The sequence below is a fragment of the Polaromonas sp. UBA4122 genome (genome assembly GCA_002381615.1).
In the GTDB taxonomy this organism is placed as follows: Bacteria; Pseudomonadota; Gammaproteobacteria; order Burkholderiales; family Burkholderiaceae_C; genus Polaromonas.
In genome coordinates, this window is record DFWY01000089.1 from 1 (window position 1) to 12,672 (window position 12,672).

The 12,672-nt window shown below is 54.2% G+C and carries 13 protein-coding genes; 11 read left to right on the top strand and 2 right to left on the bottom strand.

Annotated elements, in window-relative coordinates; translation table 11 throughout:
- Positions 1 to 314 precede the first annotated feature (314 nt).
- Positions 315 to 1,352: an aldo/keto reductase gene (locus B3F77_RS12050; protein ID WP_293605184.1), complete on the top strand. Its 1,038-nt coding sequence runs from the start codon at positions 315 to 317 to the stop codon at positions 1,350 to 1,352.
- 294 nt (positions 1,353 to 1,646) lie between these two features.
- Here the strand turns inward: B3F77_RS12050 and B3F77_RS12055 are convergent, their stop codons facing one another.
- Positions 1,647 to 2,717 carry a LacI family DNA-binding transcriptional regulator gene (locus B3F77_RS12055; protein WP_293605185.1) on the bottom strand — a complete coding sequence of 357 codons (1,071 nt, stop codon included), beginning with the start codon at positions 2,715 to 2,717 and terminating at the stop codon, positions 1,647 to 1,649.
- A 208-nt stretch (positions 2,718 to 2,925) separates the two neighbouring features.
- Here B3F77_RS12055 and B3F77_RS12060 point away from each other — a divergent pair, with 208 nt between their 5' ends.
- The 9 genes from B3F77_RS12060 (at position 2,926) to B3F77_RS12100 (ending at position 10,851) form a co-directional block, all read left to right on the top strand.
- Positions 2,926 to 3,453, top strand: a complete 528-nt coding sequence (locus tag B3F77_RS12060; RefSeq protein WP_293605186.1) for an ATP-binding cassette domain-containing protein — start codon at positions 2,926 to 2,928, stop codon at positions 3,451 to 3,453.
- Positions 3,454 to 3,632: 179 nt separating this feature from the next.
- Complete coding sequence (locus B3F77_RS12065; RefSeq protein ID WP_293605187.1) at positions 3,633 to 4,013, top strand: Rid family hydrolase; 381 nt, start codon at positions 3,633 to 3,635, stop codon at positions 4,011 to 4,013.
- A gap of 10 nt (positions 4,014 to 4,023) precedes the next feature.
- Positions 4,024 to 4,818: a pyrimidine utilization protein D gene (gene rutD / locus B3F77_RS12070; protein WP_293605188.1), complete on the top strand. Its 795-nt coding sequence runs from the start codon at positions 4,024 to 4,026 to the stop codon at positions 4,816 to 4,818.
- Positions 4,819 to 4,858: 40 nt separating this feature from the next.
- On the top strand, positions 4,859 to 5,728 hold the full coding sequence (locus B3F77_RS12075) for a branched-chain amino acid ABC transporter permease (protein WP_293605189.1): 870 nt from the start codon (positions 4,859 to 4,861) through the stop codon (positions 5,726 to 5,728).
- Positions 5,725 to 6,672, top strand: coding sequence for a branched-chain amino acid ABC transporter permease (locus tag B3F77_RS12080; protein ID WP_293605190.1), 948 nt, complete (start codon positions 5,725 to 5,727; stop codon positions 6,670 to 6,672). Before B3F77_RS12075 ends, B3F77_RS12080 begins: the two co-directional genes overlap by 4 nt.
- Positions 6,669 to 7,442 (top strand): ABC transporter ATP-binding protein, encoded by a 774-nt coding sequence (locus B3F77_RS12085; RefSeq protein ID WP_293605191.1) that lies wholly within the window; start codon positions 6,669 to 6,671, stop codon positions 7,440 to 7,442. The genes B3F77_RS12080 and B3F77_RS12085 overlap by 4 nt, the downstream gene beginning before the upstream one ends.
- Complete coding sequence (locus B3F77_RS12090) at positions 7,435 to 8,142, top strand: ABC transporter ATP-binding protein (protein WP_293605192.1); 708 nt, start codon at positions 7,435 to 7,437, stop codon at positions 8,140 to 8,142. The genes B3F77_RS12085 and B3F77_RS12090 overlap by 8 nt, the downstream gene beginning before the upstream one ends.
- Positions 8,143 to 8,472: 330 nt before the next feature.
- Complete coding sequence (locus B3F77_RS12095) at positions 8,473 to 9,639, top strand: ABC transporter substrate-binding protein (protein ID WP_293605193.1); 1,167 nt, start codon at positions 8,473 to 8,475, stop codon at positions 9,637 to 9,639.
- 702 nt (positions 9,640 to 10,341) lie between these two features.
- Positions 10,342 to 10,851, top strand: coding sequence for a hypothetical protein (locus B3F77_RS12100; RefSeq protein WP_293605194.1), 510 nt, complete (start codon positions 10,342 to 10,344; stop codon positions 10,849 to 10,851).
- On the opposite strand, the gene B3F77_RS12105 is transcribed toward B3F77_RS12100, so the two are convergent.
- Positions 10,811 to 11,371, bottom strand: coding sequence for a DNA cytosine methyltransferase (locus B3F77_RS12105; protein ID WP_293605195.1), 561 nt, complete (start codon positions 11,369 to 11,371; stop codon positions 10,811 to 10,813). The two genes, B3F77_RS12100 and B3F77_RS12105, sit on opposite strands and share 41 nt — an antisense overlap.
- 294 nt (positions 11,372 to 11,665) lie before the next feature.
- Here B3F77_RS12105 and B3F77_RS12110 point away from each other — a divergent pair, with 294 nt between their 5' ends.
- A complete protein-coding gene (locus tag B3F77_RS12110) occupies positions 11,666 to 12,154 on the top strand; it encodes a thioesterase family protein (protein ID WP_293605196.1) in 489 nt (162 codons plus the stop codon).
- Positions 12,155 to 12,672: the final 518 nt, after the last annotated feature.

Consider the following 12,672-nt stretch of genomic DNA (forward strand, 5'->3'; position numbering starts at 1 on the left):
TCAGCGGCTAACGCGACACAACCGGTGCAAGTCCGAAGTGATGATCACACCGGGTTTTTGACAGTATTTCAAGGAGCCTTTGAATGAAACTCAACATCCGAAACATTTGCGCTGGTAGCGGGCACGCCCAGCAAGTAACTCATCAACTGAGCGCGGTCAAAAGTGTGGGCTACGCCGCGATGGTGGTTCTGAAAATCATCTAGCCAGCCCGGGGTTGGTGGCGGCCGCCTAGATGATTTTCAGAATTGTTTTTCTTGTTCAAGTCCGACAGGCTGCTAGACTTGAACGCATATCCACAACCTAGAGAGGAAGCCATGCGCTATCGCCTGCTGGGCCGAACCGGCCTGTATGTTTCTGAGCTGTGTCTTGGCACCATGACCTTCGGTGGTCAGGGTTTCTGGAAAGTCATGGGCGGCCTGGGACAGGACGCCGCTACCACTCTGGTGAAACAGGCCTTCGAGGCCGGTGTGAACTTTATCGATACCGCCAATGTTTATTCGCTTGGCGAGTCGGAAACGATCACCGGCAACGCCATCAAGAGCCTGGGCCTGCCGCGCGACGAGTTGGTGGTGGCTACCAAGGCTACTGGCATCATGAACGAGACGGGGGTCAACGCGCGAGGGCAGTCGCGATACCACCTGATGAACGAAGTGGACGCCAGCCTGAAACGGTTGCAGCTCGACCACATCGACCTGTACCAACTGCACGGCTTCGACCCCATCACGCCACTGGAGGAAGTGCTTTCCACGCTGAATGATCTGGTGCGCTCGGGCAAGGTGCGCTACATCGGCCTGTGCAACATGGCGGCCTGGCAGATCATGAAAGGCTTGGCGATCTCGGAGAAACATCACTGGGCGCGCTTCGAGAGTGTGCAGGCCTACTATACGGTGGCCGGGCGCGACCTGGAGCGCGAGGTGCTGCCGCTGCTGCAGGACCAGCAACTTGGCCTCATGGTCTGGAGCCCGCTGGCTGGAGGCCTGCTGAGCGGCAAGTTCGACCCCGACGGCAAGGGACCGGAAGGCGCGCGCCGTGCGAGCTTTGATTTCCCGGTGGTTGACAAGGCACGAGCTTTCCGAGTCCTTGACGCGATGCGACCGATCGCCCAGCACCACCAGGTCTCGGTGGCACGGGTGGCGCTGGCCTGGCTGCTCAGTCGGCCACAGGTGAGCACCGTGATCGTTGGAGCCAAGACACCGGCGCAGCTAAAAGACAACCTGGGCGCCACACAACTCGAGCTGAACGCAGAGGAGTTGAAGACGCTTGATGAAGTAAGCGCGTTGCCGCCGGAGTACCCCGGCTGGATGCTGGCGATGCAAGGTCAGTACCGAGCCAAGCCGCCGGTGAAGGCCTGAGCCCGCTACACGCGGCGGTCGCCTCAGGCTTCGGTCCTCACGGCGCAAACACTGAAGTTGCGTCGTCGAGGGCGAATATGGCTGCATCTTTTTGGCAGGGTCTGGCGGCGATCGTCCGCTATCGGGCATGTCCATGACCGACGCCATAGCTTGTTGGCGACAGAGGCGAGCTGCAATTTCCCACCTATTGAGATCACTTGCTCCACACGAAAACGGACAGGCGCGAGTCGAGTGTCACGACAACGGCAACGTGATCTGCTTAATCCACGTCGCAAACTGTCATCGAGCCGATGATCAATCAATAGGTTCAGGACGATTGATGGGTGCGGGTCCAGCGCTGCGTCTCTTGATGAGTTGCGTCGGAAGGACGTCGCGAGTGATTGGCGTGACGCCCCGTGAGCGGATGCGCTCCAGCAACCGCCTTGCGGCAGTGCGGGCCATTGCTTCTACCGGTTGGCGAAATGTTGTCAACCCTATCAGCGGGGAACCGGAAAGTGGAGTGTCATCAAAGCCAATCACAGACAGTTGCGTTGGCACCTCCACACCAGATTGACATGCGGCCTCCAGAACGCCTAGTGCAATCGTATCGTTACCCGCAATGATGGCTGTGACGGGATCGTCCTCGGCCAATAATTGAATCGCGCACGAATAACCATGCTCATTGGTATAAGGCCCCCACATGATCGAGACTGAAGCTAATGACGGGCGCATGTCATCTAGAAACTTCAATACGCCCTTCGCCCGATCACGACTTGTTGACGTATTTTTGGGGCCCAGTGCCAATCCGAATCGTCGATGACCCAGTTCAAGCAGATAACGAGCCGCCTCAACGCCGGCATGAAAATTGTCGATCTCGACAGTGTCCGCCAGTGCCGTGTCCACCGAGCGGACCACAAGCACGATAGGTATGCCTCGCCGTTTCAGTTCTGGGACGATCCGCGAATCCAATGTCGCTGTTGCAAAAACAACGCCGTCAAGGTAGCGGTCTATCAACGGTCGAAATGCTGGCAGTTGCTCCATTTCATTTAGTGAATCGATGATCACCGTCGTGTGGTAGCCAAACTCGGCAAACGCATCATGAAGCTGCTCTAGCAACAGTGTCATGAAATTGTTGTGAAGAGCTCCGACAACCAATCCAATCATCCGGGTTGTTGACTTGCGGGGGCGGCGTGCCCCACTTCCAAACCGATATCCTAGTTGACTGGCTGTAAGTTGAACGGCGGCGCGAGTGTCTTCACTTATCGCCGGATGTCCTGCCAGAGCCCTCGAGACGGTCGACTGGGCCAGACCCATGTGCTTTGCAATGTCCTGCAGCTTAACGGACTTGTTCTCACGCCCTTCAGTAACGCAGAATTCTGAATTCACGCCATCCCCTCAGATTCGTTGCCGCAATATGCAAATGAAATTGGTTAGAAGCCGTGTGGCTTTGCTCTGTTGAATCATAGCTGCACAGGCACTATAAGTAGCACGTTGAGGATCCTGCATCAGGGTAATTACTTAGCAAATGCACGCATATTGCATGTGCATTTGCATTCAAATTGCATCGAAGATTACTCGAAAACTAACGCAAAAGATGAATTCAGTACCAGAGCATCAGCACGCTCGCCAGACGCCGCGTGATATATCGCCCGAACGTAACGGGAAAGTAGGCGTGCCAACAGCGGCATCTGCGGGCTCCCGTAGCATGCGAACCTTGCGGGCTGAAGATCTGCAAAAATCTGATAGGGCAATAGTCGCACTAGAGAGCGTGAGCTTCTCCATGGCTAGTGGCGAAGTGCATGCCATGCTGGGTGCAAATGGCGCTGGCAAATCCACGCTGGCCAAGATTCTGAGCGGCGTAGTCAGCCAAGATCAGAGGATCATGAATTTGTTCGTCAATGACTATCGCCCCCCCATTCAATCGTCGCGCACGCGAACATGGAATTCCACCGCACCGCGCTTGGCGAGACCAGCAGTTGATGGGTTTGGCTGCCAGCCGAAAAAGATTCAAAAACACCGACTCCACAGACGCCATTCTATGAGTTTGATATTTTTACACAGTTTTTTCCAACCTACTTCTTTCAATCATTTCGGAGTAATTAGCCATGATCCTGCATCCTAAAAAGGACAAGTCCATCGAGGCCAAAGCTGACATCAGCTCCCAAACTCGTTCTCTCGTAGAGAACATCATTGCCGCCATCCACCCATGCGGCGCCGCCGTTCGCGAGCATTAGCAAAAAATCGACAAATGGTCGCCCCAGGCCATGCGTAGCTGTCCATTAATCTCCTGAGGAATTGCACATGTCGAATGAAGTCATTACACCGACGGGATCACCACCGGTGCTGGCCCCGTACTCGCCGGGAATCAAGGTTGGAAGCGTGGTTTATGTATCCGGAACCTGTGCTACCGACAGCGACGGGAATCTGGTCGGCGCCGGTGATATCAAGGCGCAGACCCGATGTGTGATTGAAACAATCAAGAAGGTTGTTCAGTCGGCCGGCGGCGACTTATCGAACATCGCATATAACGTGATTTTCTTAAGCGACCTCAAGAACTATCAGGCAATGAACGAGGTTTACGTCGAATATTTCTCAACAAAACCACCAGCGCGTTACTGCATTCGGGCCGACCTGGTGAAAACGGAATTTTTAGTTGAAATTTCTTCAATAGCGCACCTCTGATAGACGACGAATGCCGAAAGCCATATTTGATGATTTTGAGCTTTACTATGAAGTCTATGGGGACGGTGAGCCGATCATTTTTGTCGCGGGCCTTGTCGGTGTCGGAAGCTACTGGCAGCCGCAGATAGCGGCGTTTTCCGAAAAATATCAGGTTATTCTTCAAGATCATCGCGGCTGCGGTCAGAGTACGCATTCACGCATCGACTATTCAATCGAGCAGATGGCCGACGATGTGGTTCAGCTTATGGATAAGCTCAAGATCGAGCGGGCGCATCTGGTAGGTCATTCCACCGGCTCCGTGATAGGGCAGGTCATCGCGATTGAGCATCCGGAACGCCTGAAGAGTTTTGTCGCATACGCCAGCTGGACCAAGGCGGACCCCTTTATGAGAAGAGTCTTTGAGGCGCGGCGCACGCTGCTGACGGCATCGGGCGCGCGCGCATATGTGAGATCAGCGCCGCTGTTTCTTTACCCAGACTGGTGGATAAATCAGAATGAACAAATGCTTGAAGACAGGGAAACGCGGAGCATACCGGCAATGCCGGCAGCGGAGATCGGGGCCAGCCGCATTGATGCGCTGATGGCGTTCGATCGCACGGCAGATTTGCACAAGATCACTACGCCCACGTTGGTGGTTTGCGCCAAGGATGATTTTTTGACGCCTGCTTACTTTTCAGAAGAACTGGTCAAGTCAATCAAAGGTGCGGAACTAGTGCTATTGGATGGCGGCGGCCATATGTGCTCGGAAGTCACGGCCGCAGAGTTCAATAGGGTGGTGCTCGAATTCATCTCTCGACACCCTTAATCCTCGTTTCGGAAAGCTGGATAAAAAAGGATAGGTAACGATGTTGGCACAACTGCTAATTTCCGGAGTTGCACTTGGCAGCATCTATGCGCTGATCGGATTGTCGCTTGTCCTGGTTCACAAGTCGACTGATGTGGTGAATTTTTCGCAAGGGGAAATGGCAACCTTCAGCTGCTTTATCGCCATGACGCTATTGACGAAGTTTCACCTGCCGCTGCTTCTCGTTGCTGTCCTCGCGCTTCCGATAGGGGCGGCACTCGGGGTGACGGTGGAGCGTTTCGTGATGCGGCCGTTGACCGGGTCCAGTCCGGTCAATGCGCTGATCACCACCATTGGCCTGTGGATCGTTTTCCATTATTCCACTGGGTGGATTTGGGGCTACGACCCGTACCGATTTCCATCCCTGTTTTCACCGGAGCCGATTGATCTCTTCGGCGCGAAGATTTCGATGAATAGCCTGGGCACCATTGGGGTTTCGCTGGTGATCATGGCAGCTCTCTATTTTTTCTTCGAATACACGCGCGAAGGCACCGCAATGCGCGCGGCCAACATGAACCGTCGTGCTGCGCGACTCATGGGTGTCCGGATCGGCAGGGTGTCGATGCTCTCGTGGGGCCTCGCGGGTGGTTTGAGCATGCTTTCCGGAATACTGGTGGCACCGTTGATTTTCCTTGATTTTGAAATGATGGTGTCGGTGTTGCTGAAGGCGTTTGCCGGCGCAGTTCTGGGAGGCTTCAACAGCTTGCCAGGCGTGGTAGTGGGATGTATTGTCATCGGGATTGCCGGAAATTTGTTTGGTGCCTTTGTTTCGAATGCCTACAAGGACGTATTTTTATTTGTCATCATTGTCGGGGTTCTGATGTTCCGGCCGACTGGGCTTTTCAGCGGAAAACTGGTGAGGAAAGTATGAGCAATCGCGTGGAACATCCGTGGAGGTATGCCGTTATCCTCGCTGCCTTGTTGTTGTTGCCCGTTCTCGTGGGGCCGTACTCCCATTTTCTGCTGGCCACGGTATTGATCTATTTTCTGGTTGCCCAGAGTCTGGGTATCTTGGTTGGAATTGGTGGCCAGATCTCGATCGGGCATGCGGGCTTCTGGGCACTGGGTGCATACGGCTCTGCATTGGTCGTGACAAAGCTTGGCGCGCCATTCGTGGTTGGCGTTCTATTTGGCGGGATGATCGCTGCAATTTTCGGTGCCATCGTGGCGCTGCCGGCGCTGCGGGTGCAAGGTCACTATCTAGCCATTGCGACGCTCGCATTCGCGCTATTCATCCAGCAGGTACTGTTCGAATGGGAGTCCTTGAGCGGTGGGCGGGAAGGATTGCTGGTGCCGCGCCCGGAGATTGGCGGCATCACGCTCGATTCCGATTTTTCCTATTATTACCTCTTGTTGCCGATTGTCATTTTCTTTGCGTGGATGACCGAGAACTTCAGGAAATCGCATACCGGCCGGTCCTTGATGGCGTTAAAAATGAGCGCCATTGCCGGAGAAAGCGCGGGTATCAATCGCTCCAGGCAAATCATCGTCGTATTCGCATTGAGTGCGTTTTACACCGGCGTTTCCGGTGCCCTGTACGGTCATCTGATTGGCCATCTCAGTACGGATTCATTCTCGCTCACCGTGTCGTTAGCATTCCTGACCATGGCGGTGATTGGCGGACTTGGTTCGTATGCGGGTGCCGCGCTCGGCGCTATCTATTTGACCCTGGCCCCGGAACTGTTGCGCGAGTTCAAGGGTGCGCAGATGGTTATCTACGGCGTTACAGTAATATTGTGCATACGTTTCTTTCCGGATGGTCTTGTCAGCCTACCTTTGCGACTAAAAAATCTTGTGCGTCGGGGAAGAGAATGAGTTTTTTCGTTGTTGAAAATATGACAGTTTCCTTCTCGGGACTGAAAGCATTGAACGGGGTAGATCTGTCGATTGAAAAGAACCAGATCTTCGGTTTGATCGGGCCGAACGGTGCTGGCAAGTCGACGTTGTTGAATTGCCTTTCACGCATCTACACACCTCAATGCGGCAAGGTAACGCTAGAGGGTGCCGATGTTCTGGCATATCCATTTCATCGGATTGTGGAACTGGGAATCTGCCGTACATTTCAGAATCTTGAACTTTTTTCCAACGCCACGGTTACCGAAAACATCATTCTCGGCTGCGTCTGGCGCTATAAGTGCAATCTCATGAGCGAACTTTTGGCTCTGTCTAGCGCCACCAGGAAAATGAATGCGGCAAGAGCTGAAGCGGAGGATATTCTGGTGGAGCTTGGGCTTTCCCCCTATGCTGATAAGCGCGTCTCGGATCTTTCCTATGGCATCCAGAAAACGGTGGAACTGGCCAGAGCGTTGGCCGGCCGTCCGCGGTTACTGTTGCTCGACGAGCCTGCGGCCGGCTTGAATCCGGAAGAGAGCATTAGGCTTGGCGGCACGATTCGCCATCTACGAGACAAGAAAAATATCACGGTACTGCTGGTTGAACATGACATGCCGTTAGTGATGAGCATTTGTGATCACATCGTCGTGCTGGACCACGGAGAAAAACTGTGCGACGGTTCACCGGCAGTCGTACGTAATGACCCACGGGTGGTCGAGGCTTATCTTGGAACGGAGACAGCGGATGCTTGAGATCACCGGGTTAAGCTCCCGTTACGATGCCATCACCGCGTTGAGCACGGTCGATCTGTCGATCCAGCGCGGGCAGATAGTGTCGCTGCTAGGCGCCAATGGCGCCGGAAAATCCACTTTGCTCGGTGCCATTACCGCCAGTATTTCGGCTGAGGTGAGTGGCTCCATTCGCTTTGAGGGGCAGGAAATCGTTGGTAAAAGAACAGAGCAGATTGTGGCATCTGGCATTGCATTGGTTCCGGAAGGGCGCCAACTCTTTGGCCAATTAACTGTTGAAGAAAATGTCCGGATGGGCGCCTATCTGCAACACGATAAACGAAATATGGTTGGTGATTTGCACTTGGTGTATCAGCTTTTCCCGCAACTGGTCGAACGCCGCAAGCAACTGGCAGCCACGTTATCCGGCGGCGAGCAGCAGATGGTGGCGATTGGACGTGCACTGATGTCGCGTCCGAAATTGTTATTGATGGATGAACCATCGCTTGGATTGGCCCCGCTCATGGTCAGCGCAATTATTCGGCTAATTCAGCAAATTAACCAGCATGGAGTAACCGTCCTCCTGGTTGAGCAAAATGCGCGTCAGGCATTGAAGATATCAACGAGGGCTTACGTTCTGGAAAAAGGTCGAATGGTCATGTCTGGCGATGCGTCGGAATTAGCCAGCGATCCGCATGTTGTATCTGCATATTTGGGGCGTTGAAGGTAAATCGCAGAGATACAAGGAGGAAGCGTGTATTTAAAAGGATACGTCGCCATGCCGGAATTGCTTCTTCGGCTGACGAATTACTTTGTTTTTTTACAACACGAAAATGACACACCAATCGCTGGACTGCAGCGCACCGGATGTGGCCTTCCGGACATCGGGCGGGGCAAGCATTGTGAATAAATTCAGTGAGAGAAATAAGTTCGTTCAGGAACAAAAGACAGAAACAAAATCGGGGCAGCGCCGTACCGCTGCGTGCGAAATGTCACCTTCTTAAACTCGACTCAATATCGTCTTGCCTGAGGGTGACTACTATTGGAGTGCGATATGAAAGCTGGAGTTCGAACATATGTGAAGGTGGCGCTCGCGCTTGGAGCGGCGCTTGGCATTTGTATTGCCGCAGTGGCGGCGGAGCCGGGAATCGCCAAGGATAAAATTGTGATTGGCGCCTTCCTTCCGCTTCAGAGTGGTCTGGCCGCAGGCGCTAGCCAGCTTCGGGACGGAGCGGATGCTTACTTCAAGCATGTCAACGATACAGGCGGTATTCACGGACGCAAGATTGAATGGGTGGTCGAGAATGATTCGTACGACCCGCAACAGACAATGGCCGTCGCCAAAAAGCTGGTTGACCGGGATGGCGTATTCGCGATCGTTTCAACGCTTGGTACCGCAACCAATCTCGCAGTATTGCCGTATCTAGCGCAGCGAGGCGTACCATTGATTAATCCGGCTGGCGGGCACGAGCGGCTTAATGCACCGACAGACAAAAATGTCTTCGGTATGCTGCCCGTTGCGAAGAAGACCGGAATCGACATGGCGGAATACGCCGTTGGCACGCTCGATGCCAAACGCGTCGCCATTTTTTATCAGAACGATCCATGGGGTAAGGATCCGCGCGACGGACAAATAGACGCTCTTGCCAAGCGCGGTTTGAAACCAGTAGCCGAGGCGTCCTATATGCCGAGCGATATCGACGTCAGCGCGCAGGTGGTTGCTCTTCAGAAGGCGCAACCAGACGTGGTTTTGATGAACGTCATTGCCAAGCATGGTGCGATGTTTTTGAAGGAGGCGCAGCGCTTGGGATGGAAGCCAAAATTCATCGCATCGAACGTAATGGGCGACCCGGTTGTCCTCGACTTGGCAGGTTCGGCGATGGAGGGCGTCATCGTCAATTTGATTACTGCGGTTGAGACGATGGACACTCCTGCGATCAAGAAGGCGAATGAAATCCTGGCCAAGTATCACCCAGAGACAAAGCCCGGCTACTTTACATACCTTGGCATGGCTGGCGCTATGGCATTTGTCGAGGGCGCAAAGCGCGCCGGTAAAGATTTGACCCGTCCAAAGCTCATCGCAGCGCTCGAGTCGTTAGGCCGCTTTGAGACGGGAGTTGTGCCGCCGGTGAACTGGAGCACCGCCAATCATGGCGGTCCGACAACGCATGGTTATGCTGTGTGGAAAGAAGGCAAGCTCGCGCCGTTAAAAGGCTGGTAATAATCTGCCGCTTGTACTGCTCCTGTCGATGAAGATGAGGTTTTTTGGTTCGCATTATTTTATTTCAGCGCTAGCTACTCACTATAGGTCTTGTTGGTCAATAGGTTGAGTCAGTAGTGTCCGGCCAACGTAGTTCGGTTTTGACGCAAGGCCAATAACCATGCGGGTTTGCGGCCAGTTTTATTTGGTGCCGATTTGAATCTCGATTCTGCATTTTTAGGTAGTGTCCCAGGGTTGACAACTTTCGGGACTTCTCATGAATCTTGGAAAAATGCTTGTTGCACAATTGATGGAGTTTGTGCCGTGGGCTGTTGGCGCCGATCAACTTTTGACCCATGTGCCGGGATTCGGCTGACCCATGCACCAGCCTTGCGAACCGTTGCCAGCATTGCGATTGCAAGGATTTAGCTTGGGTCAGTCCATCGTCGGCACATGGGTCAATTCTCGACTGGCCGCAACAGGCTAGGGCTACGCACCCCGCTTCGTCATCATCTAGCGACGGTTGGACCGTAAAGTAACTTGTGGAAAGAACGGCCCCCACTTCCAGACTGCGTGAAAAAGCTTTGATTTGGTAAAGCGGTGCCTCTGGGTCGAGTGTGGAGCTGCCCGGTACCGGCACCAAGAACTCGCGGCGCTGCATACTCATCACAGGAAGCACTTTTCCGAGCAAACTATCGCGAAGCAAACATCACAGGTGGCAATTTGACTGCAAGCAACGCGGTCATGCTCGTTGCATGTTTCATTTACAAGTTAAACAAAGGGATCCCAATAGATCAGTGGAGTTGTCCGGAGTCCGATGTTGAGACCATTCGAAAATGGATCATTTCCGTACTCTTCAACGGTGTTCTGGGCGGAGCGGCAAACATCACCATGGAACTCTATCGTCGCGTGCTGAACGATAGTCAGTTGCAGACCGACGGATTCCCGGCACAAATGCTGATCGCCAATCTGAAAAAGCGAGGGCGTGTCATGGAATTCAATGACGAAGCCGTGCAGAGATTCGCAGCGACGGATGCGAAGGGGCGCCTGGGTCAGCCAGCATTAAGTTTGTTGTACGACAGAACGGACTGGTCAGCAGAACCATGGGTCGTATTGCAAATCATTCCCGCATACCGTCTCGAAGAAGATCGGCTACTTTCAGTTGGAGTGCCGATGGGTGAAGTCGCTCAGTTCAAGAGTTGGAGCGGGCGATTGGCAAACTGCTTCCCTTGACGTTTTCCATGACAAAGACTGAGGGGCCGAACTCCTTGATGATCCGCAGGTATTCTTTGTAGAGGAAATGGCGTTTGTCGCCCTCAAAGGCTACTGGATCCGCCCCCCTCATCTTCGCTCGACCAGCCAGCGAATAAGCTTGGCAAGGAGGGCCGCCGATAAGCACCCATTCGCTGGCTCCGTTGAGTCCGTCTTTGATCCACTTGTCGATCGTTTCGGATGGAGTCTTTCCCAGCTCAGCGCATTTGGCCTCACTGGCCGCCTCAATAGCCGACTTTGGGATGTCTGGATGAGCGAAAAGCGCCTCTCGGGTGATGTCGCCTCGAATGTAGTCGTAATAGCAGTCGGGGACGACCCCCTTTCGAAACGACCGATACAGCGCCCTAAGGGAAAGGGTCCTGTGCGCGACGGGGTCTTTTTCAATGGACACCTTCACCGCAAAACGTCGATCTCCCCGACCGTCGACAATCGAAGAAAAACCTTCGCACAGACCTCCCGGACCGGCAAACAGATCAATCACCGGAATGGGATCACGCCTCTGCATTTATTGTTGTTCTCTGTCTCAAAATTTAATGGGCTGGAATAGGTAATCGTCAGCTGCCACCAAGCAACAACAAATCACCGAAAAATCTTACCTGCTCTGGGGAGCGATGCCCTCGCCTTCGCGTTTTGAGTAATTTTAATTTAGGCCCACATCGTAGCGCAGACCGCACGACCACCTTTGCGAGTTCAGCGATTCGTCCGCTGAAAAAGCGCCAATAAAGTAAAAAGGGGTCAAAAACGTGTCGACGGCAACACCCATGCTTACTGAGCAGTGAAAGGCAAGTGGGCCGCCTATACTCTTTCTGCTTCCTACCGCATGCCCAGCCACTCGCAAACAGAAGGGAAAACCGTGCGCCCGATACCACCCGGAGCCAAAGGCTCATTCACGCTCACTGTCTCCGCCGAACACCTGGCCAGTCGATTCAAGGACGCCACGCTGCCCGCTGTGTTGGCGACACCGGTCATGATCATGGCGATGGAAAATGCCGCGCTCGATGCCATCAAGCCATACTTCGAGGCCGGTGAGAGCGCCGTTGGTATACGCGTCGACGTGAAGCATCTGGCGGCCACCCCGGTCGGCAGGCGCGTCACAACGTCCGCCGAAGTGACCAAGGTCGCTGGCCGACACATCGAGTTCAAGGTTTGGGCAATGGATGGAGCCGAAGAGATTGGTATCGGCACGCACGAGCGGGTCATCATCGATGTCGCGAAATTCTCTGATCAGTTGGCGGCGAAGTCTGCCAAGAAGCCAGGCCAATAGAAGCTGGAGCGCGTCGCCCAACTCCTCGCAGAATGGCGATGATGCCAGCCGAACGGTGGTTGCGGCGGATGGCACTCGAAAAACTCGCGGGGCTCGTCGAGACGGGCCAGAAGACATAGGAACCCGTGCGCCATGAGTTCAGTAACGCCTGACGATTCGTTCAAGCGGAACCCGCTTCGGCGGGTCGGCTTGGTCCAGGCGTCGGGTCGCGAGCTGAAGGAACCTGTTTCTCCAAAGCGGACTGCTGCGAGTGCCGGCTGATGGCCGACAAGCGAAGTTCATTGGTTCCCAATGAGTGACCGCTTCGCATGCAACAGCGGTCATTTGAGGGGTGCCCTGTCAATGACAGGATTGGGCACATACCCGCCCCATAGGCAGTGGTTAGCGGCAACGCAAGCACTGCTTTCTGGCAGACCGACAATCCCAAGGCGCCGGGGCGGGAGTACGAGCGAGGGCGGGAAAAGTGAATAGGTTTCTTTAGTCAACTGCCGATATCGACCAGGTGCTGACATTGCCGA